At 44.6% G+C, this 22,629-nt stretch carries 26 protein-coding genes; 4 read left to right on the forward strand and 22 right to left on the reverse strand.

Annotation, left to right across the window (positions count from 1 at the left end):
- Positions 1 to 347: 347 nt before the first annotated feature.
- From porN to AC1DYT_RS12625, 21 genes are all read right to left on the reverse strand, one after another.
- A complete protein-coding gene (gene porN, locus AC1DYT_RS12525; RefSeq protein WP_477469942.1) occupies positions 348 to 1,574 on the reverse strand; it encodes a type IX secretion system ring subunit PorN/GldN in 1,227 nt (408 codons plus the stop codon).
- Between the two features lie 72 nt (positions 1,575 to 1,646).
- Positions 1,647 to 1,994 carry a 50S ribosomal protein L19 gene (gene rplS / locus AC1DYT_RS12530; protein ID WP_477457726.1) on the reverse strand — a complete coding sequence of 116 codons (348 nt, stop codon included), beginning with the start codon at positions 1,992 to 1,994 and terminating at the stop codon, positions 1,647 to 1,649.
- Between the two features lie 198 nt (positions 1,995 to 2,192).
- Positions 2,193 to 2,432, reverse strand: coding sequence for a hypothetical protein (locus AC1DYT_RS12535; protein ID WP_477469943.1), 240 nt, complete (start codon positions 2,430 to 2,432; stop codon positions 2,193 to 2,195).
- A 10-nt stretch (positions 2,433 to 2,442) separates the two neighbouring features.
- Positions 2,443 to 2,934, reverse strand: coding sequence for a hypothetical protein (locus AC1DYT_RS12540; RefSeq protein ID WP_477469944.1), 492 nt, complete (start codon positions 2,932 to 2,934; stop codon positions 2,443 to 2,445).
- 42 nt (positions 2,935 to 2,976) lie between these two features.
- Positions 2,977 to 3,540, reverse strand: coding sequence for an RNA polymerase sigma factor (locus AC1DYT_RS12545; RefSeq protein WP_477469945.1), 564 nt, complete (start codon positions 3,538 to 3,540; stop codon positions 2,977 to 2,979).
- An 86-nt stretch (positions 3,541 to 3,626) separates the two neighbouring features.
- On the reverse strand, positions 3,627 to 4,517 hold the full coding sequence (locus AC1DYT_RS12550; protein ID WP_477469946.1) for a hypothetical protein: 891 nt from the start codon (positions 4,515 to 4,517) through the stop codon (positions 3,627 to 3,629).
- Positions 4,518 to 4,630: 113 nt separating this feature from the next.
- Positions 4,631 to 5,305: a tRNA (guanosine(37)-N1)-methyltransferase TrmD gene (gene trmD / locus AC1DYT_RS12555; RefSeq protein ID WP_477469947.1), complete on the reverse strand. Its 675-nt coding sequence runs from the start codon at positions 5,303 to 5,305 to the stop codon at positions 4,631 to 4,633.
- 56 nt (positions 5,306 to 5,361) lie between these two features.
- The gene (locus AC1DYT_RS12560) at positions 5,362 to 6,255 is read right to left on the reverse strand and encodes a hypothetical protein (RefSeq protein ID WP_477469948.1); all 894 of its coding nucleotides are present in this window, start codon (positions 6,253 to 6,255) and stop codon (positions 5,362 to 5,364) included.
- Between the two features lie 204 nt (positions 6,256 to 6,459).
- Complete coding sequence (locus AC1DYT_RS12565; protein ID WP_477469949.1) at positions 6,460 to 6,834, reverse strand: VOC family protein; 375 nt, start codon at positions 6,832 to 6,834, stop codon at positions 6,460 to 6,462.
- A 67-nt stretch (positions 6,835 to 6,901) separates the two neighbouring features.
- Complete coding sequence (locus tag AC1DYT_RS12570) at positions 6,902 to 7,318, reverse strand: VOC family protein (RefSeq protein ID WP_477469950.1); 417 nt, start codon at positions 7,316 to 7,318, stop codon at positions 6,902 to 6,904.
- A 15-nt stretch (positions 7,319 to 7,333) separates the two neighbouring features.
- On the reverse strand, positions 7,334 to 7,534 hold the full coding sequence (locus tag AC1DYT_RS12575) for a helix-turn-helix transcriptional regulator (protein ID WP_477469951.1): 201 nt from the start codon (positions 7,532 to 7,534) through the stop codon (positions 7,334 to 7,336).
- A gap of 3 nt (positions 7,535 to 7,537) precedes the next feature.
- Positions 7,538 to 7,978, reverse strand: a complete 441-nt coding sequence (locus AC1DYT_RS12580) for a hypothetical protein (protein ID WP_477469952.1) — start codon at positions 7,976 to 7,978, stop codon at positions 7,538 to 7,540.
- A gap of 256 nt (positions 7,979 to 8,234) precedes the next feature.
- A complete protein-coding gene (locus tag AC1DYT_RS12585; RefSeq protein WP_477469953.1) occupies positions 8,235 to 9,818 on the reverse strand; it encodes a M28 family peptidase in 1,584 nt (527 codons plus the stop codon).
- Positions 9,819 to 9,849: 31 nt separating this feature from the next.
- A complete protein-coding gene (rpiB, locus tag AC1DYT_RS12590; RefSeq protein ID WP_477469954.1) occupies positions 9,850 to 10,284 on the reverse strand; it encodes a ribose 5-phosphate isomerase B in 435 nt (144 codons plus the stop codon).
- A 224-nt stretch (positions 10,285 to 10,508) separates the two neighbouring features.
- Positions 10,509 to 11,357, reverse strand: coding sequence for a twin-arginine translocase subunit TatC (tatC, locus tag AC1DYT_RS12595; RefSeq protein ID WP_477469955.1), 849 nt, complete (start codon positions 11,355 to 11,357; stop codon positions 10,509 to 10,511).
- 77 nt (positions 11,358 to 11,434) lie between these two features.
- Complete coding sequence (gene accC, locus AC1DYT_RS12600) at positions 11,435 to 12,769, reverse strand: acetyl-CoA carboxylase biotin carboxylase subunit (protein ID WP_477469956.1); 1,335 nt, start codon at positions 12,767 to 12,769, stop codon at positions 11,435 to 11,437.
- Between the two features lie 86 nt (positions 12,770 to 12,855).
- Positions 12,856 to 13,320, reverse strand: a complete 465-nt coding sequence (accB, locus tag AC1DYT_RS12605) for an acetyl-CoA carboxylase biotin carboxyl carrier protein (RefSeq protein WP_477457741.1) — start codon at positions 13,318 to 13,320, stop codon at positions 12,856 to 12,858.
- 189 nt (positions 13,321 to 13,509) lie between these two features.
- Positions 13,510 to 14,505 carry a beta-ketoacyl-ACP synthase III gene (locus AC1DYT_RS12610; RefSeq protein ID WP_477469957.1) on the reverse strand — a complete coding sequence of 332 codons (996 nt, stop codon included), beginning with the start codon at positions 14,503 to 14,505 and terminating at the stop codon, positions 13,510 to 13,512.
- 4 nt (positions 14,506 to 14,509) lie between these two features.
- Positions 14,510 to 15,448, reverse strand: coding sequence for a phosphate acyltransferase PlsX (gene plsX / locus AC1DYT_RS12615; RefSeq protein WP_477469958.1), 939 nt, complete (start codon positions 15,446 to 15,448; stop codon positions 14,510 to 14,512).
- Positions 15,449 to 15,462: 14 nt separating this feature from the next.
- Positions 15,463 to 15,654: a 50S ribosomal protein L32 gene (rpmF, locus tag AC1DYT_RS12620; RefSeq protein WP_133226593.1), complete on the reverse strand. Its 192-nt coding sequence runs from the start codon at positions 15,652 to 15,654 to the stop codon at positions 15,463 to 15,465.
- A 16-nt stretch (positions 15,655 to 15,670) separates the two neighbouring features.
- Positions 15,671 to 16,186 (reverse strand): YceD family protein, encoded by a 516-nt coding sequence (locus tag AC1DYT_RS12625; RefSeq protein ID WP_477469959.1) that lies wholly within the window; start codon positions 16,184 to 16,186, stop codon positions 15,671 to 15,673.
- 216 nt (positions 16,187 to 16,402) lie between these two features.
- Here AC1DYT_RS12625 and AC1DYT_RS12630 point away from each other — a divergent pair, with 216 nt between their 5' ends.
- Entirely contained in the window at positions 16,403 to 16,684 is a 282-nt protein-coding gene (locus tag AC1DYT_RS12630; protein ID WP_477457745.1) for a hypothetical protein, read from the forward strand.
- Positions 16,685 to 16,909: 225 nt separating this feature from the next.
- On the opposite strand, the gene gltX is transcribed toward AC1DYT_RS12630, so the two are convergent.
- Positions 16,910 to 18,439: a glutamate--tRNA ligase gene (gltX, locus tag AC1DYT_RS12635; RefSeq protein WP_477469960.1), complete on the reverse strand. Its 1,530-nt coding sequence runs from the start codon at positions 18,437 to 18,439 to the stop codon at positions 16,910 to 16,912.
- A gap of 287 nt (positions 18,440 to 18,726) precedes the next feature.
- Between gltX and dndC the strand changes: the two genes are divergently transcribed.
- Genes dndC through AC1DYT_RS12650 form a run of 3 tightly spaced genes read left to right on the forward strand, consistent with a single transcriptional unit; the run spans position 18,727 to position 22,562 of the window.
- Positions 18,727 to 20,046: a DNA phosphorothioation system sulfurtransferase DndC gene (gene dndC / locus AC1DYT_RS12640; RefSeq protein WP_477469961.1), complete on the forward strand. Its 1,320-nt coding sequence runs from the start codon at positions 18,727 to 18,729 to the stop codon at positions 20,044 to 20,046.
- Positions 20,036 to 22,177, forward strand: a complete 2,142-nt coding sequence (locus AC1DYT_RS12645) for an AAA family ATPase (protein ID WP_477469962.1) — start codon at positions 20,036 to 20,038, stop codon at positions 22,175 to 22,177. Before dndC ends, AC1DYT_RS12645 begins: the two co-directional genes overlap by 11 nt.
- Positions 22,170 to 22,562: a DndE family protein gene (locus AC1DYT_RS12650; RefSeq protein ID WP_477469963.1), complete on the forward strand. Its 393-nt coding sequence runs from the start codon at positions 22,170 to 22,172 to the stop codon at positions 22,560 to 22,562. Before AC1DYT_RS12645 ends, AC1DYT_RS12650 begins: the two co-directional genes overlap by 8 nt.
- Positions 22,563 to 22,629 lie beyond the last annotated feature (67 nt).

Here is a 22,629-nt window from a genome sequence, read left to right on the forward strand (position 1 = left end):
GTGCCCGATGACATGCAGATACCCGATTTTACCCAGCCATCCAAAGCCGCTTTATCTGATGAGCACGGCGAGCCAACCATGGTTGTAGAACACGAAGCAAAGTCTAAAAGAGCAAGCACCCGCAAAGCAAAAACAGCTCCAAAAGAGAAATTTGCAAAGGTTAAGAAATAGTTGGCGTTGCGGTGGGCAGTTAGCAACCCGTCAGCCGTTAGCCGCCAGGAGATAAAAACAAAAAGGTTCGCAGTTTAGTATTGCGAACCTTTTTGTTTTTATCTGTTATGCTGTTACGATTTGATGCCACCTGCCTGCTGCGAACCGGCAACTGCCAACCGCCCACCGCAAACTGATTAATTTTGCCACAGGCCCAATTCCCAGCCCATCAGGTGCAATTTTTGATGCTCGGCTTCGTAAAGCTTATCAATGCCTTTGGCGTAATCGCGTATGCGCTCGTCGCGGTCGTTAGATTGTTTTACCACATAGCTGTTGAACAGCCTTTTCATAAAAACATCGTCGAAACTTAAGCCAGTTGCGTCGTTATCGCGCCGTATGGCTTCCCTGGTTGCCAGCAGGGGGCGTGCCTCGGGGAAGTATATCCAAAATGCGGGCTGGTACTCGGTATTATTTACGTTTCCGGCTATTTTTACTTTTATCAGCGGGGCTATGCCGATGATGCGCGGCTCGAAAACACCCCGTTGCTTATCGTACAGCCAATCCTCTTTGATACGGAATTTCACCACGTTATCGGGGTTAAATTCGCCTGCTACCAATCTAGAGCTTGTTTTATCGCCTGTTTTCTTATCTACAATATCTACCACCGTGCTATCTGCCAGCATGCTGCGTGCCTGTGCAACAGTTAGGCGTGCGGCGAAGCTATCGCCATTGGGATCGTCTTTGGTAGAGCGGGGGTCATAAGCTGCTATATCGCGGTTATCTATGCCGGCTAAGATTACATCTATCAACCTACGCTTGGGCGATGCCAGGTATTGGTTCATCTTTTCGCGCAGGTCTATCTCGCGCCATACGCGCTTGGCAAATACCACATCGCGCTCGTGCGCTGCTGCATAAGGGGTTGTCTTGGTAGAGTTGGGAATATTGGTTTTGCGGTAATAGCCATCAAGCGGGCGTATAAAGGCGGGTTTTACTATGGTAAACCGGCCCGGTACACAAGTACTGGTCAGGTAGTCTTTACCGTTGAAGGATCGGTCGCTTGTCCAGGTACCATCTATAACGAACAGGGTGTTGAGCGAATCGACCGTAAAAGTGCCGCGCATTTTTTTGAGGCAAAACTCATAATGCCCGCCTTCGCAATCGCAGCTAACGCCTTTATATTCCTCCAGCGTAACCTTATTGCCGTCTATAGTGCCCTGCAGAGCGAAAACAACCTTATGGTTATCCACCGTGCTGAAGGTAGAGGTGCCGCTGAGCGTTTTGCCGGTTTGCACCAGGTCTATCTCCAGCTTAAATTTAACGTCCTTATTATCCTGCGGCAGCTCGCCCAGCCATTTGCCCGTAAGGTTTTGGCCATGGGCCGTAATTGCGGTAAGAAAAACGAATAAAGTCAACAAGTGTTTCATCAGCAAGCCGGCGGGCAACAAAAAAAGCCTCTCTGCAATATGCAGAAAGGCTTTAATATACAAAAATGTAAATTAAACTCTTTTTGATTTGATACGGGCTGCTTTACCGGTAAGGGCACGCAGGTAGTACAATTTAGCACGGCGTACTTTACCAACGCTGTTTACTTCAACCTTATCAATATTTGGTGAATTGTATGGGAATATACGCTCAACACCTATACCATTAGAAACTTTACGCACGGTAAAGGTTTCGCTGTTGCCAACGCTATTGCGCTGTAATACAACACCCTGGTAAAGTTGGATACGTTCTTTTGCACCTTCTTTAATTTTATAATATACGCTAACAGTATCACCGGCTTTAAAAGCGGGAAATTGATTCTTAACTACTGATTGCTCTTCTACAAATTTTACTAAATCCATGATTTCTAGCCTTTAAAGCGACTTTTAACCCGTAAAAATCGGAGTGCAATAATAGGGATTTTATTTGAAATAAAAAAGTATGTTTTAAAAATTTCCACATTTTATGTTTTATGCACAATTATGTGGGGTGAGTGGTTGATTGAGTTGATTGGGATAGTGGTTAAATAGTTGTCAACCATTCACCTAATCAACCATTCACTATTCACCGCGCAGCGCTGGCTTCCGCTCTGTAAAATAAGCCACTATTGCATAAACCATCCCTATCAATAGCAAGTTTAACACAAAATTGATGAGCGTATTGCTTAACGACGGCGAGTGGTAGCTGATTGCGAAAAAACTATAAACAGCGTAAGCTAATGCGGCTGCAAATATAAGCCAACCAAATATAGATACAGGCAAATAAATAATGCCTTTGCGGGTGAACCAATTTAATTTCATGATGATGGGGTTATTTTGAGATGGATATACTTTCTGTCATAGCGAAGGCGATAAAGGCCGTAATGATTAGGATGCTCAATACGATGAGCAACACGTTCCACCATCGTATGCGTATGGTGAAGCTGAACTCCCTGTACTTGCGTGCCTCGCCTACCTGTCGGTACTGCACATGCGTTATGGCCAGCACATTGATGATGATACACACTATTGGCAGGATGAAGAGTACTATGGGCGCCAGGATGTCAAGCCAGGGCGTGTTATCCATATTATCTATTACATTGAACATGGCCTCGAACCAGTTACTTTGCCCATGCGAATAGTAATACACAAATACGCAGAGCAAAAAGTAACAGGGTACGGCAATGAGCCAGGCACCCAGCGCGGCGGAGCGGTTAGCGTTCATGATGGCCATCTTAACGCTGTTTTGATGATGTGCCGACGGATCGGCAGCGGGTACTTGCAGGTTTTCCATTTCTTTTATGAATTCGTTTTTATCTTTCATGGTTATATCTCTATAATGCGTAAATGGCAATTGGTTGCAGCGTTAAAGCATATTTCTCAGTTTTTCAAGTCCGCGCGATAGCAGCGATTTTACCGTACCCTCGTTTTTATCCAGTATGCTGCTGATTTCAGTATTGGTTTTTTGTTCGAAGTAGCGCAGGGCAATCACCTCCTGGTATTTGATATCCAGCTTGAGTAAGTTGACACGCACCTGGCTATAGGTGCTCAGGTCCTGCATTTCTTTTTCGATGATCTCGCGTTCGTTATCTGCCTGTGCGTGGAGCAACTTTTCCATGCCGGGCTCCTCAAGCAGTTGCTGCAGGCTTTGTGGCTGATACTTTTGCTTGCGGTAATATTGGTTAAGCTCATTGGTGGCTATGCGGTATATCCAGGAGGAGAGACCGATGCCCCGCCATTTAAAATTGCCGATCTTGAGGTAAGCTTTCAGGAATGTTTCGGCGGCGATATCCCGGGAGAGGTCATAATCCGCCGTGCGGCGATAGACATACCCAAACACCGGTGCGTACCAAATATCAAAAACATCGCCGAATGCCGCAGGGTTATCGCGGCAGCGTTGTATAAGCTGTTGTTCTTGTTGGGCATCCACTGTTTTTATAATGCAAAAAGCAAAATTGGTTGCAGTGGAAGGTAAGGAATTTTTAAGTTAGAGAAACGAAATGCTATTGCCTGTTATTATTTAGAGCCGTCGTATATCTTTTGCAGGCTATCCTTATCCTTGCTGTATTTAAAATACTCGGGGTGATGTAGTATGGAATTAAAATACACCTCGCGGCCGGTAAAGGGCATTTTTACGGCACCCGCGCTAACAACCTGTATATACAAGGTGTTCAAAAAATCGCCAATGTTGCGGTCCATGTACGATTCTTTGGCGTAGTAGCCCACCCAATCGGCATCGTTCAAATTAAAATTAGTGAAGTAAAAATATTGCCTGCCGTTAAAGGTGGGCAGCTTGCGCACAAACTCCGCAATCCGTTCGTTGTTTTTCATATAGCTGAGCACCAAAAACCGGCCGCGTATCAACCCATCCGTCACCCGCAAGAAAAAGACAGCTTTTTCCTGTTCATTTTTTAAACCGAGGCTGTCCAAGTCGAAATTGTATTTGCTCAAATCGGCATCATTGAAAAGCATGGCTATACCGCCTACTATGCTCATATGATAATAATTTTCTACCAGCCATTGTTCGTTTATGTTTTTGGCAAGGGTTGCTTTGGCTACGTCGATAGCCGGCGAGGGTTTTTTTGTGGTATCTATCTGGTCGTAATGTATCTCGCGTATCACGTACCATAGTTTAAGCTCATTATTATCGGGCCTGCTTAGGTAGTTTTTATTCAAAACGCAGGTATCGCCCTTGCCGTGCGCTATAAGCACGTCAATAACGTGGCTTAATACTGGTGTACGCAAAGCGTTCGCGGCTTTAGCCACATCATCGCCCTTAAACATATTGTTCTTTGAATAAAGCATGCTTAAGGCAACAAGGTTGTTCAAATCCTTATTCGACAGGGTTTGGGCGGCGGCAGCAAATGATACAGAGCAAAGCAGAAAAAAGGCGAGGATGATTTTCATGACAAGAAATAGGCTTTAATTTACGCTAAAGATATGCACAAGCCATCGATTAATTCCTTAATTCCACAAATTATTGGTGTTTTCAAAAGTAGTCCCCTAAGGTGGTTAGGGGGCTACTCCAGCAAATCGGGCCTGCGTTGCCTGGTACGCTCTACGGCCTGCTCAAAGCGCCATTGCTCTACTTTTGGGGTATCGCCGCTAAGCAATATATCAGGCACCTTGTGGCCATTCCAATCGGCGGGGCGGGTGTAAACGGGGGCATCCAGCAGGTCGTTCTGGAAAGAATCTGACAGGGCGGAGGTTTCGTCTGACAATACGCCGGGTATCAGCCGCACTACGGCATCAACCAGTACGGCTGCGGGCAGTTCTCCGCCGGATAGTACGTAATCGCCTATGGATATCTCGCGCGTTACGAAGATGTCGCGGATGCGCTGGTCGATGCCTTTATAATGACCACACAGGATAATGATGTTCCCCTTGATGGATAACTGGTTCGCTATTTTTTGGTTGAGGGTTTCGCCATCGGGCGACATGAAGATAACCTCATCATACTCGCGCTCTGATTTCAGCTTTTCGATGCAGGCCGCGAAGGGAGGTATCGCCATCACCATGCCACTGCCGCCACCGTAGGGGTAATCGTCTACACTTTTTTGCTTGCCGGGGGCATAATCGCGCAGGTTATGCACCACAATTTCGGCTATGCCCTTTTTTTGGGCACGCTGCAAAATAGAGTGGGCAAAAGGGCTATCCAACAAGCCGGGCAATACAGAGATGATATCGAAACGCATGTTGCAAAGATAGCTAAATTCAAATGTGCAGATGATAGATATGCAAATGATGCCCCCTAAGAGGCTTCGGCAATCGCGCCGGGCACTGCTTGTTTCGGGGCTTTGTACCTCATCCAATAAAATACCATCAGGAAAATAAGCGCCAAGGAAGATATGCTCCATTGAAGTACAACTAAAAAGTCCCCGCCGTATACAAGCCAATAAGCAATAACAACCAAAACATAGTGTATCAGGGTGCTTATTTGTAAAGCCCGTAACCTCGTTTCGTAAATCGCTGCGTTTTCGGTCCGTTCCTTTGAACAAGTCCAAAGGGCAAGGGCTATCGGGAAAAGCATCATTATATCCGATTGCAGGCTGTACCCGGTTTCGAATAACAAAACCACGATGCCAAAAAATAAATACAACATCGTAGCGCACTTACCAATGAGGTTGAAAGGCATGTAAGGCAACAGATAAACCCGTTTCAATTGGTCCTCATGCTTTATTTTCCGTTTGAGATAACCAAAGAATGGAATAAAAAGCACTATAGGAATCAGAAAGCTATTGATTGCGAAAGCAGAGGCCAACTGGAAAATAACCTCAAGCCCCCGCGATTCGATGCCGAACATTTTTGGCAAAATATCTGTAGGAAGATACAGCGCGGTAATTGCCCAGGTTATAGCTGCCGACCAATAAAGCGCATGGAGCCTGATTTTACCGGTAAGCTCAGTCTCGTTCTTAATCTTGCCGAAAGCAATGAACAGCAGGACGATTATGAGGGCTGTAGTGGTAGCCTCATCAGAATAATCATACCGCATGCCCAACACCTCAAACAAACCTGCTGGTTTGGGATGGGTATTAAAATCTAAAAAGGGTATTATGTAATGCCCAAATTGCACCTCGGCACATAAAACCGCAACAGGCAGCAGCAATACCCAACCAATAAGCCTAAATATGCGGGGGAGTAACATTGCCCTAAAGATAGGGTTCAGATGTGCAGATTTCAAATTATAGATGTGCAAATGACTAACCGAATGTGCAGATGTGCAGATTTCAGATGTGCAGATAAAATTTTATAGCAAACGGGGGCTTGTATCATCTGCATATTTGCACATCTGAAATCTGCACATCTATTTGCTATCATCTGCATATTTACACATCTGAAATCTGCACATCTATTTCCCATGCTGGTAAATCGTCCACACATTGCCTGATGGGTCGGCAAAGCGGGCAATAGGGATACCGGAATCAGCATCAAACGGCTCGACAACTGTTCCTCCCGCTGCTGCAATATCCTTCAGCGTCTTTTGCGCATCGTCTACCATAATAGAAACCCGCATACCCATTGTTGTAACCGGTTCATCTACTTGATACCACATGCCGCTTACGCCGCCCGTACCGTCGTCGAAATTGACGTTGCCCTGCTCGTCGCTGCGTATCTCCCAGCCGAATACCGTTTGATAGAACGCTATCGCCTGCGCTATATCAAGCGCTGGTATCTCTACATAACAGATTTTGCCGTGCCCAAATATCGGTTCCTGGTTTGCCATTGTTTAATATTTATCTTGATTTTCTTCTCTTAGTTATTGAATCCTGGTTCTTGCCTCTTTTTAAAAGCTAAATCGCTTTCTGTATTTGCCACTGGTGCCCAAATGGATCAATGATGGAGCCCTGCCGGTAGCCATAGTCGTAATCCTGCACCGGCGAGGCTATTTTTGCGCCAGCCGCTACGGCCTTCGCTATTACTGCATGCACATCATCTACAAATAGCCCGATAAGTACGGTGGTGCCGCCGGCGGGGCTTAATCCGCCGGAATGCCGCGTTTGCTCGTGCAGGTGAAACATGGCATCTCCAATTATAAACTCCGAAACGTGGATGGTGCCATCGTCGTTGCCAAAACGCCGCAGCTCTACCGCGCCGAATGCTTTCTCGTAAAAGCTTACATCGCTTACCCCATTGGGTATGTATAACTCCGGAGCAAATCCTTTCGGCTCCCGTGGCGCTGATTCCTGATCAAAAACCTTGACGTTCATTTCTTTATAAATTAGTTAATCCTCTTCCTCTAATGTAAATATTTCTTCAACGGGTTTGCCAAACACTTTGGCGATCTTTAGTGCCAGTATGGTTGATGGCACATAGCGGTTACTTTCGATTGTGTTTATGGTTTGCCGCGATACATTTATCAACCCGGCCAGGTCGGCCTGGGTAATGTTCATAATAGCCCGCTCAACCCTTATATTGTTCTTCATCGCCTATGCCTCTTCCTTTGTTAGTAAACGGTTCAGCTGCCATATCTTCCATCGGAAACGGATGATGAAGAAGGCAAGCGGTATCCATAAATTTAAAAAGAGGATATGTTCCCTGTCCTCAGATATTACCAGCATGGCAACCAACAGGGCGTAGTTCACATAAATGGCCCACTGCAGCGAATCGAGCCGCAACTGGGTTACCTGCTCGTCTTCTATCCGTTCCTTTGAAAACGCAACCAGGAACAAACCAACGGCAACCAGCAGAGCCGTGCCAATAAAGAACCAATGATCATGGCTAAAAAATGCAGTATTCTCACCGGTTTTGTACCCTTGATAATGCTCACCATCCATCCCTTTGGTTAATGCCATAATGGGAATATGAACGATTACGAAAAACCAGCCCAGGTATTTACACCAGTGCGGAAACAGGAAACGTGTTTTCATTTTTTGTAAAGTTTAATTTACCAAATGTAAAACATACTTTACATATTTACAAGCATTTTTTTAGATATGAGATTTTAGATGTGAGATAATGAGACAAATCGCACTTTATCTCCCCGGGCTTCGCCCGATTGATGGCAGCATTAGGGCTGTTTGCTTTAAGGGATATGGCGATATATATCGCCACGGGAAATATGGCATTTAAAACAAAAAAGCGCCCTTTGCGGGGCGCTTCCTTGTCATAAATATTACCGAAACCTTAGCGTACGCCGCCTGTAGGTTTTTTATCTACAACGGGGCGGTTATCGCGGTTAGCCAGTTCCCAGCCGGTATAAAACGCCAGTTGAGCGCGTTTGGCCAGCAGCGGGAAGTTTATTTTGCTCACCTCGTCGCCGGGTTGGTGGTAATCGGCATGTACGCCGTTAAAGTAAAATATAATCGGCACGTTGTAACGGGCAAAGTTGTAATGATCGCTACGGTAGTAGAAACGGTTAGGATCGTTTGGATCGTCGTACTTGTAATCCAATTTCATCTGGGTGTAAGTGTTGTTGGCATCCTCGCCAATCTTGTTCAGGTCTGAGCTCAGCATGTTTGAGCCGATAGAATACACGTAGTTTGCAGAATCGGGCTTGCCGATGTATTCTTCGCCTACGCGGCCAATCATGTCTATGTTCAAATCGGCAATGGTGCTTGCCAAGGGATAAACCGGATGGTCGGTGTAATACTCAGAACCTAACAGGCCTTTTTCTTCGCCAACGTTAGCCAGGAACAGTACGCTGCGGCGCGGGCCATGGCCATCTTTCTTAGCTTTAACAAATGCCTGCGCAATTTCCAGTACGCCGGTGGTACCGCTGCCATCGTCATCGGCACCGTTGTTTACTTTATCTGTTGCGCCGGGGGTAGTAACCAGGCCAATATGGTCGTAGTGGGCCGAGAAGATTAAAACCTCATCTTTCAGCTTAGGATCGCTGCCGGGCAGGAAACCTAAAACGTCAACCGCCTTCACATCTTTGTTTTCGGTAGCGTAAGCAATAGTTGCGGTTGATTTGATAGATTGGGTTTGGCTTGCAGTAGCTGCCGCAGCCTTCAAATCGGTATAGCTTTTTCCGGATGGTTTAACCACGGCATCTGCAACCGCGAGGGTAACGTTGAACACTGGCGCTGTAGCGGTAAGCTTAACACCACCATCTTTCTTGATTGCTAAACGACCGCCGCGTACGCTGCTGCCAAAGCGTTTAAGCAAGGGGCCAAGCTCGCCGTTCGCGGCCAATATAGCCGCTGGGTTTTTAGCCTGTATGGCCTTAACAATCGCCTGGCGTGCAGTCGTCATGCGATAGCTGGTATTTGGCGTTTTGCCAGCCTCCGGCTTGTCCTCATTAATCCACAGTACCACTTTGCCGGCAATATCCGTATTGGCTAATTCTGCTTCGGTTCCGTAACCAACAAAAACCACATCGGTAGCATTTATGCTTTTATCGGCAAAAAGGCCGTTCAAAAAGAAATCGTCGCCGTTGTTGAAGGTCTGCCCGTTAATGGCAAACGCAGTTATGTTAAGTTTGGTTTCGGCCAAAGGCACATCAAAAAAATACGAGCCGTTTACCGGGGCTACAAGGCCCAGCTTCTTAAACTCATTTGCGATGTAATTGGCTGCTTTGTCGGCACCCGGCTTGCCGGTTTCACGTCCTTCGAAATCGTCTGATGCCAATATGCTCAAGTGTTTCTTCGAATCATCGGCAGTAATTAAACTGCCGTATTTTACAGGGCTAACCGGCCCGCTTTTTTTAACGGCACAAGAGCTTGCCAGCAGGGCCAGGGTAACTACCCAAAGTGATGCATTCTTCATCTATTTTATATTTGCGTTTTATGTATGGTGTTTAACAACTAATCTTGCCTACGCGGCGTGCGTGGCGGCCACCTTCGAATTCTTCGGTCAAAAACCTTTCGATGATGGTTTTTGCTTCGTCTAAACTAACGTGGCGGGCGGGGATGCACAGCACGTTGGCGTCGTTATGCGTGCGGGCCGGTATGGCTACATCTTCTTTCCAGCAAATGGCTGCGCGGATGCCCTGGTGTTTATTGGCTGTCATAGCTACGCCATTGGCGCTGCCGCAAAGCAGGAAACCATAGTCGAAATCGCCGCTTTCTACAGCCGAAGCTACGGCATGCGCAAAATCCGGGTAATCGGCAGATTCTGTGGAATAGGTGCCAAAATCGTGGAATGTAATATCATCAAACATGCTCAGTATGGCCTGCTTGTATTCGAAGCCGGCGTGGTCTGCACCAATGGCTATCTTTAACCCTGTTTTCATTATCCAAATGTATACTTTTTATACAAGGGCTTACGTAAATTTTTTGATAGGAAGAGAGGAGGAGAGTTCGGATTGCGATTGTCTGATTTCGGATTTTCAATATCGAACACCGAATTTCGAATAATGAATATCGAAGGACGAAGCGATGTGGCAAAAAAACACCGAAGCTTGCTTCATCATTCGAAGTTCAGCATTCGGTGTTCGATACTGTTAACGCCATCGGCTTATAAATCCAGCTCTTCTGCGCGTTTAAGCTTTCGTTTTTCAACTACGCCGGCTACTACTATACCCACCTCATACAATATAAACAGCGGGATGCTCACGATAGTCATGGTCATCATATCTGGCGTTGGGGTAATTACCGCCGATATAATCAATATCACGATGATGGCGTAGCGCCTGCCACTGCGCATGAATTTAGGCGTAAGTATGCCAAGGCTGGATAATATGTAAACCAATATCGGCAGTTGGAAAACCAGGCCTGTAGCTAAAGTAAGCGTGGCTACGGACGACAGGTACGAATCCATATCAAACAGGTTCTGTATCTTATCGCTTATGGTGTAGCTTGATAAGAAGTTCACCGATTCGGGTGTGATGACGTAATAACCGAATAGTATGCCCAATATAAAAAGGAACGATGCATAAAAAACAAAGCCTGTGGCCGCTTTGCGTTCCTTCTCGTGCAGGGCAGGCTTCACAAAAAGCCATATTTCATACAATAGGTATGGGAACCCCAACGTAATGCCAATCAATAAACACGAGTTGATCTGCAAGGTAAACTGCCCCGCCATTTCGGTATTGATGAGCTGGATGTTGATTGCTTTGATACAAAAGCCCTCGCCCAGCTTGCAAAGCATGCGATAGGTCCAAAAATCGGGGCGGCTGGGGCCCATGATAATGGTATCGAATATAAAACGATAAAAATAAAAAGCGGCCGAGGTGAATACGATGATGGCGATTGCCGCGCGGATAAGGTGCCAGCGCAAAGCCTCCAAATGATCGAAGAACGACATCTCGGCTTCCATATTCTGGCCTTTTTCCTTGATGGCCTTTATCAGTTTATTATCGCTCATTATCTGTATTAAATAGTCCCCCTTCTAAACGCAGGAATACTACTTACGTTATCTGTTAACCGGAAAGTTTTTATCAATTAATATTCGAAGGTTTCCATAAACTTGGTGGTAAAATTACCGGCCCTGAAGTTAGGGTCCTTCAGTAATTTTAAATGGAACGGAATGGTGGTTTTAATGCCTTCGATAACGAACTCGCTCAATGCGCGTTCCATAGTTGCAAGGGCCTCCTCGCGGGTTTGAGCCATGCAAATTACCTTGGCTATCATCGAGTCGTAATTCGGCGGGATAACGTAGCCGCTGTACACGTGCGTATCTACACGCACGCCGTGGCCGCCCGGCGAATGGAAATTAGTTATCTTACCCGGAGACGGGCGGAAATTATTAGCAGGATCTTCGGCGTTGATGCGGCACTCAATAGCGCACATGGTTGGCTCGTAGTTTTTGCCCGAGATGGGGATACCCGCAGCAACCTTTATCTGCTCCTTTATCAGGTCGAAGTTGATTACCTCTTCGGTAACCGGGTGCTCTACCTGTATACGGGTATTCATTTCCATAAAGTAAAAGTTGCGGTCTTTATCAACCAAAAACTCTACCGTACCGGCACCTTCGTATTTTACAGCCTTGGCGCCTTTTATAGCAGCCTCGCCCATTTTTTTGCGCAGTTTATCGGTCATGAAAGGCGATGGGGCTTCTTCTACCAGTTTCTGATGGCGGCGCTGTATAGAGCAATCGCGCTCAGATAAGTGGCAAACTTTGCCATACTGATCGCCCACAACCTGTATTTCGATGTGGCGTGGATCCTGTACATATTTCTCCAGGTAAAGGCCGTCGTTACCGAAGGCCGCGCCAGATTCAGCACGTGCGCTGTCCCAGGCGTTCTCAAACTCTTCGTCTTTCCACACGATGCGCATCCCGCGGCCACCGCCACCGGCAGTAGCTTTCAGTATAACGGGGTAGCCAATTTTGTTGGCTATGGCAATACCTGTTTTGATGTCAGATAGCAAGCCTTCAGAACCGGGAACGATAGGTACGCCGGCTTTTTTCATGGTTTCTTTGGCCGAAGCCTTATCGCCCATGCGGTTTATCTGGTCGGCCGTAGCGCCTATGAATTTGATGCCGTATTCTGCACAAATGGCAGAAAATTTGGCGTTTTCCGAAAGGAAACCATAGCCAGGGTGTATAGCATCGGCATTGGTTAATTCGGCAGCGGCAATTATATTAGGGATATTGAGGTAAGAATCGCGGCTGGCGGGTGGGCCTATACACACTGCCTCATCGGCAAAGCGCACGTGCAGGCTATCCCTATCGGCAGTAGAATAAACAGCGATGGTTTTGATGCCCATTTCCTTACAGGTACGTATAATACGCAAGGCAATCTCGCCACGGTTGGCTATCAATATTTTTTTAAACATGATTTCGATTTTAGGACTACACCGATTTAAAAGATCGCACCGATAAAAATCTGTGAAATCACGTTAATCGGTGAAATCAACAAAAATTACTTAGGTTCTACCAAAAACAAAGGCTGGTCGTATTCTACCGGCGATGCGTTATCAACCAGTATTTTTACTATACGGCCCGATACTTCTGATTCTATCTCGTTAAACAGTTTCATGGCTTCTATGATGCAAAGCACGCTGCCGCTGCTTATCTCGTCGCCTACGTTTACGAACAACGGTTTCTCCGGCGATGCCGAGCGGTAAAAAGTGCCGATCATTGGCGATTTTATGGTGATGTAGTTGCTGGTATCGGCTATAGCTGCAACCGGCTCTGCCGCTGGCGCGGCTGCGGCCACAGGTGCTGCTGCAACCGGTGCGGGCGCAGGCAAAGTAGCATGATAAACAGCCGGGGCCGTTTCGTTGGTTTTAATCGTAATCTTGAAATCTTTTTGTTCGATAGAAACCTCGTTTACGCCCGATTTGGAAACAAAGCGTATAAGATCCTGAATTTGTTTAATATCCATGTTGGAGCTAATTGGTTTTGGATAAAAGTATGTATAAAATGTGCAGATATGCAAATATGCAGATGTGCAAATGATTTTTAACTACAATGTTACTTAACAGGTATAATTTTAAGATGTTTTGATCAGATATGTGCTTTCAATGTTTGCATATCTACACATCTGAAATTTGCACATCTGAAACCTGCACATTTATGAATTATACGCCCATTTTAAGTAGATCGAGCCCCAGGTAAAGCCGCCGCCGAACGCCGCCAGTATCAGGTTATCGCCTTTTTTGAATTTGCTTTCCCATTCCCACAGGCACAAAGGTATGGTGCCGTTGGTGGTGTTGCCGAAGCGCTCTATGTTCACAATTACCTTATCGGCACTTACGCCGGTGCGGTTTGCCGTGGCGTCAATAATGCGTTTGTTGGCCTGGTGAGGTACAAGCCAGGCAATGTCATTGGCTGTAAGGTTGTTGCGCTCCATTACTTCGGCGGCTACATCGGCCATATTGGTTACCGCGAATTTAAATACCGCCTGCCCTTCCTGGTAAGCATAATGCTCCTTGTTGGCAACGGTTTCGTAGCTGGCGGGCCGCACAGATCCACCTGCTTTTTGGTACAGCAACTGCGCACCGGCGCCATCGCTCTTCAGCACAGAATCAACTATGCCATAACCTTCGGTATTGGGTTCGAGCAATGCGCAACCGCAGCCATCGCCGAAGATGATGCAGGTTGCCCTGTCTTCGTAGTTGATGATGGACGACATCTTATCGCCGCCAACAACCAATACTTTGGTATGCTTGCCGCTTTCGATGAATTGCGCGCCGGTAGCCAAACCGAACACGAAGCCCGAGCAGGCTGCCTGCAAATCGTATCCCCAGGCATTTTTTGCGCCTATTTTATGCGCCAGTATATTGGCCGTTGCGGGGAAGGTAAGATCCGGCGTTACAGTACAAAAAATAATCAGGTCGATTTCCTCTGCGCTTATGCCGCGTTTTTTTAGCAGGCCCTCTACAGCCGGTACGGCCATTTCAGATGTGCCCATTCCTTCGCCTTTCAATATTCTGCGTTCCTTGATACCTGTACGGCTCATTATCCATTCGTCGTTGGTATCCACCATTGTTTCGAGTTCGTGGTTAGTGAGGACGTAATCGGGTACGTAACCATTTACTGCAGTAATAGCGGCATGGATCTTACTCATATTTTTACTGAAAAGCCTGTTTAATTTTATCGATGAGATTGGTCTCTATCATGTTTTTTGATAGCAGCACCATGTTTTTAATGGCTTCGGGGCTGGAGATGCCGTGCCCTACCACCACCGGCGCATTTACCCCAAGTATGGGGCTGCCACCGTATTGCTCGTAGTTAAAGCGATCGAAGAACTCGTCCTTCAACCTCTTTTTCAAGGTAATTACGTAAAACGATTCGGCAAGCTTCAGTATCACGTTGCCTGTAAAACCGTCGCACACTACCACGTCGTTATTGTCTTCGAACAAGTCGCGCCCCTCAACGTTGCCAACAAAGTTGAACAACTTGGTATCGCGCATGAGCGGGTAAGTGGCCAGGCTAAGCAAATTGCCTTTTTCTTCCTCCTCGCCAATGTTCATGAGCGCTACGCGGGGGTTGGGCATGCTGTAAACCGATTCGGCCAACAGGCTGCCCAGCACGCCGAACTGCAAAAGCACATCGGGCTTGCAATCGGCATTGGCGCCTACATCCAACAAAATACCCAAACCGCCTTTCAGTTTGGGTACAATGGTTGTCATGGCCGGGCGTATAACGCCGGGTATGGTTTTTACGCTGAACATAGAACCCACCAACATAGCACCCGTGTTGCCTGCCGAAGAAAACGCTTGTATGCTATCTTCTTTCAGCATTTTAAAGCCCACAGCAATGCTGCTATCCGGCTTTTGCATGATTGCCTTGGTAGGGTGCTCGCCCATGGTTATCACTTCGGTTGTATGAACAAACTCGAAGTTATCCGGGCTGAAATTGTTTTCCTGAAGAATAGTAACTGCGATATCCCTATCGCCTATAAGCACCAGTTTCTGGCCGGCAGACAGCGTTTTTTGCGCTTCTATCGCCCCTAAAACAGCTGCCTTGGGGGCATAATCGCCACCCATTATATCTAAGCCAATCTTCATTTCAGAAAATTAACTTATACAGCTACTGCTTTCTCTATAAGGATTTTACCGTTGAAGTAAACGTTACCGTCAACAGTATAAGCACGGTGTGGCAAGTGTACTGCGCCGGTTGTTTGGCAAGTAGTTAAGGTTGGCGCAATAGCCTTATCGTGGGTACGGCGTTTATCTCTTCTCGATTTCGAAATTTTTCTTTTTGGATGTGGCATGATCCTGTTGTTTAATTTACTTTAATTTTTTCAGAGCGTCCCACCTCGGGTCTATTTTCTCTGCTTGTTCATCAGTTACTGATAGCTTACTTAAGCTATCCAGCATTTGTTCATCGCACTGTTTCCCGCCTTCCTGGTTGCTGCACTGGGCAACAAACGGCAGGGCAACATTCACGTATTCATATATCAACCCGGCAACACTAATCTCATGATCGTTTTTGCCGAGGGTAATAATCTCGTCATCTTCGCCCATTTCTTCTTCGCCGAAACGGGCTATCTGCTGCTCTTCTATATCGATGGGCTGCTGATATTCAGACAGGCACTTATCGCAGGTAGCGGTAACCGTACCCTTAATATCAAAATTAAGGATAATCATGGTTTCCTGCTTATCAAGCTCAAGCTTGCAAAGCAAGTTGGCTTTCTTAACCAGCGAATACTCGAACTCTTTAAAAAACTCGTCACCTATTTGGTATTCAAACAGGTGCTTCCCCAGCTTAAGGCCGGTAAAGGGAATAGCGTATGTCCGTAGCAATTTCAATGAGCAACAATTAGCCCGCAAATGTAGGTAAAATTCTTAAATCAGGAAACTGTTTTTTTAAATAGGGAAGAGGTTGTTAACAATGGATGCTGAAGAGGCGGGCGAGCAAGAACCAGGAAGCAAGAAAATGGCGTAGGAGGCAGAAAATCACTAAAATGCCAGGATGAGCAACACCATTTTTTTACCTATTTTAGCTTCAAATTTTGGGTGATGAAAAAAATGATGCTATGTTTATGTCTATTGGTACTTACCCTCGCATCGTGCGGATGGAGTGCTGATTACAAACAAACTGTAAAGGATACAATTACTACACGCCTTAAGCTAAACATGCCGAATGCCGCTGGCACCAAACAGCAAAAAGCCGAACTTTGTGACTGCATGGTAAAGGTATTCGAGAAAACATACCCCGGCAAATTGCCGGCAGAGGGCATACCGAAAGACACCCTGCGCAAGGCCTTTTACCATTGCTGCCCCTGGATACCAAAAATGTAAGTTTAGAGGCTGTAATACATAATAGAAAAACACTCAAATAAGGTCCGGTTTTTGTCTTTTATATTATGGTGGCGATTTAAACACGGAGGCCACAAAGATAAAAACACAGAGATTACAGAGATTTTATTGGCTTTAACCGAACAAAAAACTCCGCGACCTCTGTGCAAACCTCTGGGTGCTCTGTGTTTAAATAGCCGCCAAACTGTTGCGCAAATCTGTTTTTACTTATGATACAGCCTCGCTAAATACCGCTAATGCTTTATCTATCCGGCGTAAGGTTTCGCCTTCGCCAAGCAGCGCGGCAATATCAAACACATGCGGACCAAATTTGCCGCCTACCAGCATAATGCGGAAGGGTAGCATCACGTCGCCAAGTTTAAGTCCCTTCTCTTCGGTAAGGGCTTTAAAACGGGCTTCAAGGTCGGCTGGCTCAAAAACTGCCGACAGGCTGAAAGATTCTTTTAAGGCCGCAAAGAATTGGCTTTTTGCGTCGTTCCACTTTGGTATTACCGATGCAGCATCATACTCCGTCGGTGCCCGGAAGAAGTACCCCGCCTGCTGGTAAAAATCGGCCAGCAGCACGCAGCGGTCTTTCACCACATCTATTATCTTCAGCAGGTAGGCTTCTTTATTTACCGTGATGCCCTGGGCGGTAAGCACCTCGGCAACTTTTACTTTTAGTTTTTCGGCTGGCGCGTGCTTTATCCATTCGGCGTTGTACCATTTGGCTTTCTCGAAATCGAATTTAGCGCCGGCTTTGCTTACGCGCTCTATCGAAAACTTCTCTACAAGTTCATCCAGCGTAAATATCTCCTGATCGGTACCGTCGTTCCAGCCCAGCATAGCCAGCAGGTTTATGAACGCCTCGGGCAAAAAGCCCAGCTCGCGGAAACCCGGGGTAAGCTCATCAGTCTTGGCATCGTACCAGCTCATGGCATACACCGGGAAACCCAGGCGTGCGCCATCGCGCTTGCTTAGCTTGCCGTGCCCATCGGGCTTTAATATCAAGGGCAAATGCGCCCACTGGGGCATGTCTGCCTTCCAGCCGAGATACTCCCACAGCAGCAGGTGTACGGGTGCCGATGGTAGCCATTCCTCGCCGCGGAAAGCGTGCGATATCTTCATCAGATAATCATCAACCACCACGGCTAAGTGATATGTTGGCATGCCGTCGGCTTTTAATAATACCTTGTCATCCACCTGCGCGGTTTCAAAACTTACGTAGCCGCGTATCATATCATGAAAGCTGATGGTTTCGTCATCAGGCATTTTTATACGAATAACATGCGGGGTGCCATTGTGCAGCAGGGTTTCTACTTCCTGCAAGGGCAACGTGAGCGAGTTACGCAAACCACTGCGGTGCGCATGCCCGTATTGGAAGTTGGGCACCTCCTTACGTTTGGCATCCAGTTCTTCCGGCGTATCAAAGGCATAGTAAGCATGCCCCTGTGATACCAACCTTTCGGCGTATTCGCGGTAAATTACCTTGCGTTCGCTTTGGCGGTAGGGCGCGTATTGGCCACCTACGGCCGGACTTTCATCGGGGATGAGGCCGCACCAGGCCAGGCAGTCGGCTATATATTTTTCGGCACCTTCTACATAGCGGCTTTGGTCGGTATCCTCTATACGCAAAACAAAATCGCCGCCGTGTTTTTTGGCGAACAGGTAATTAAACAATACGGTGCGCACGCCGCCAAGGTGTAAACCACCTGTAGGGCTCGGCGCAAAACGGACTCTTACTTTTTTCTCAGACATTGCAGGGCAAAGATAGGGTTTACTGTGGAAGTGGGAAAGATGGAAAGTTTTTGTGTGCTGACCCAAGACATCATTATTGCAACAGGATGAGCAAAAGTGCTTAAAAACATATCTTGAAGCTGTTTACTGCATTGCTAAGATTTGATAATAAGCTGTGGCCATTTACGCTTCATTAATAAATGTTCAAAAGTAACAGGCTTATTGATAAATAGTTGCATTTTAATGTTCGAATTGATATATTGAATAGGCATCTTTGAGTTATATTAGATAGTGACTTACGGAACGAAATGGCCCTCGATATTAAATTTTTACAAGCGGAAGTATTTGAACAATATTTGGCTGACGATAGTAATCGTCCCTGGATCATAGGATTTAGCGGAGGAAAAGATTCAACAATGTTGTTGCAACTAGTATGGTCGACAATTCAAAAAATTGACCCAATACTAAGAACTCGACCTATACACGTGGTTTGTAACGATACTCTTGTAGAAAATCCGAAAATATCCCAATTTATTAGGATAACCCTTAATAACATTCAATTGGAAGCTGTAAGGCAGGGCATGCCATTGACTGTACACGAAACTACTCCGAAATTAGAAGAAAGTTTTTGGGTAAATCTCATAGGCAAGGGTTACCCAGCACCAAATAATACTTTTCGGTGGTGTACCGAGCGATTGAAAATTAATCCTACCACTGAATTTATAAAAACCAAAATTAGCGAAATTGGAGAAGTAATTATTTTATTGGGTACGCGTAGCGCTGAAAGCAATAGCCGGGCAAGGAGCATTAAGAAATATGAAGTTAAAGGAGAAAGATTGCGCAAGCATATTCTGCCTAACGCATATGTTTTTGCTCTGATTAAAGATGTGGAAACAGAAGAGGTTTGGCAATATCTACTTCAAAATGATCCTGGATGGGGTGGAACTAATCGAGATTTAGTCACCCTTTATAGGAATGCTAACGGTGGTGATTGCCCGCTTGTTATTGATACTACGACGCCATCTTGTGGCAATAGCCGGTTTGGTTGTTGGGTTTGTACTGTTGTAAAAAAGGATAAGTCAATGGCCGCGCTGATTGATAATGGCGAAGAATGGATGGAGCCCTTGGCCGACTTCCGTGATATGTTGCAAGAGAACAGGAATAAAAGGGAATTGCGGGACACAAAAAGGCGGGGCAGCTATATAGAAGATGAAAATACGTGGGGGCCTTATATCGAAGAACATCGAGCTTACATGCTTAGAACATTGTTAGAGGCTCAAAATGAGGTGCAAAAGAGTGAACCTGAACTTGTTTTGATAAATGCACAAGAGTTAGTCGGTATTCAGGTTACTTGGCATAGAGATTCACTATTCCGTTTCAGTGTTGCTGAAATTTATAATCAGGTTAACGGCACAGATTTAAAACCCCAGGATTTTGATGTAAACGATATATTTGAAAAGGACATTTTAAAAGAAGTCTTTACAGATAAAACCGATTTTGACTTAATTAATGAAATGTTAGCGGTCCAAAAGTCGAAATACATCTTGGTTAACAATTATGGTCTACAGAATGACTTGGAAAATCACTTAGAAAGATTCATCAAATTAAGTAGCGACCATGTTAATTGATCATATCGTATTAAATAATTTCAGGGTTTATAACGGCATCAATGACCTGTCTTTTTCTAAAGATCAATATAAAAACATCACAGTTATAGCTGGTAACAATGGCTTTGGTAAGACCTCTTTTTTAACGGCCTTAGTTTGGGGCTTATATGGAAAATTAATGGTCGACGTAGATGACCGTTATCGTCAGGATATTAAAGAGTCAGGAGGGTACAAAAGGTATTGTGAAAAATTGATGAATCGCAATGCTTTTGTTGGGGCAATTACCAGAGCAAAGCAACTTGGTGTTGAGCTTACCGGTAAAAACTTTTCTCAACGGGAAACTATTCAGTCGAAAATTGAAGATGAAACATCCTTTAGCGTATCGCTAATATTTTCGGAAATAAAGATTCCCTCTGTTGTTTGCAATCAGGTAGAAATTACGCGGCGCTATAATGTACAAACACATAAAGAAGTTGTCGAAATATTAATCGATGGAAGGATTAATGAACTAACCAGAAACGTTGGATCTGAGATTTTTATTAACGACTTTATTCTGCCTAAGGAAATTGCGAAATTTTTCTTTTTTGATGCTGAAAAAATAGTTTCACTTGCTGAAATAAATACTATAGAAGAAAAGAAGTATTTAAGTCAGTCTTATGCCGAGGTTTTGGGTATAAAAAAATACACCGACTTAAAGAGCAACCTGGAGCATATGCGTTACAGGATTAGGGAAAAATCGGCAATAAAAAGTGACCGTAACAATCTTGACCGCTTGAATAAACAATTAGAGCAATCAAAGAAGTTGGTTTTGCACAAAAATGACCGCTTAGACGAGTTGGCGGAAATCATTCGATTCAAAAAATTATCATCAGATAAATACCAGGAACAATTAATTAGAGAAGGGAGCGCAATTACCTTAGAGGAACTTCGTAGATTAAAAGATCAGAAACATATCCTATTAACAGATTTGGCTAAGATAAAGGCAAGGTTTAATGATATGTTGGAGCTGGCACCTTTTGCTATCCTTGCGGATAGGATGAATAATATAAAAACGCAACTTGAAGCAGAAAACGTAAATAGTGCGACCGCGTTAGCATTACTATCGGGTAAACTAACCCAACTAAGTAATATTATAGAAGACAAATCAGTGCTCATAGGTTTAGATGAAGGAAATAAAAAAGAACTAATCGAGTTGATAAGGTTAACACTCCTGCCTACGCAAATTTCTGATGTCAAAATGTTGTTAAATTTTACGCCGGAGCAACAGAATAGATTTTTCGTGGTGTATGAAACCTTGAAAAATTCTTATACTAAAACATTTAAAACACTTATAACTGATCAAAAACGGCTTCAAAGTGTATTTAATGATGTCAGTCGCAAGTTACAAGATGCAGAATCGAAAAGCAAAGACCCCGTAATTGCCGATATTAGAAAATCAAAAGAAAAACTTGATGAGGAAATTTATCAGCTTGAACAGGAGAAAAATTTAATACAGTCCCAAAAAGGCCATATAGAATCTGAAATGCAGACCTTTTTACGTCAAATTTCAGAACTGAGTAAGAAAGTTGAGTTGGAAGATGTGGATAAAGAAAAAGATCTAACTGCAGCGCGATTAATAAAAAACCTGGAAATATTCATTGAAAAATTAAAATACAAAAAAAAGGGTTCGCTTGAAAACAACATATTGCGCGAACTTAATAGCTTGATGCACAAAACCGATTTTGTTAGTAAAGTAGATGTAATTATAAGGGGTGAATTAATTGATATCGAGTTATACGACAATCAAAATACATTTATTGATAAGGAGCTGTTGTCAAAAGGCGAACAGCAGTTATACGCTACCGCATTATTGAAAGCATTGGTTGATGAGTCAAATATTCGTTTTCCTGTTTTTATTGATAGCCCTTTGCAAAAGTTCGACAAAAACCACTCAAAAAACATCATAAAGGAGTTCTATCCTAATCTATCCACGCAAGTAGTGCTCTTCCCATTATTGCAGAAGGAATTGAATGAAGAAGAATACGGTTGGATGGAAAATAGAGTAGGTAAAACCTATCTTATTAAACAAAGCAATCAATATAATTCTGGTTTTAACGCAGTCGAGCCGGAAAATTTATTTAACTCATTTATTACATCACAATCATATGTTTAGTAACATTAAAACCTCAAAAGAAAACAAGCAGGTTGTTACTAATTTAACTAACAAGCTGTCTTTAGGAACCGAAAATATTATCGCCAGAATTGCATTTGCATACTCATTATCGCAAAATCAAAACTTGGATTTGAAAAGCATTAAAGATTCGGGAGGGAAAGAATACAGCGAAAAAGTGTTATTTGGTGATTTTACTGATTACTACGTAGCATTAGTTTGTATGAATTACAATATATATGCTTCAGATAAAGACGTGGTGAGATATATTAAGATGCACGTAGATGATGGACTTCAATTATTGATGAAGGAATTTGAAAAAAATCATAATACTACGGGCTTTGAATTTATCGCAAGTAGGATAGAATTAGGATTGCAGCATATTTAATGTGCCATTTTATTATAAGAACAATTTTATTTTTGGATATGAGCCTGGAGATTTGGCCTCCTATAAA

The sequence above is a fragment of the Mucilaginibacter sp. P1_D10 genome, assembly GCF_056406215.1.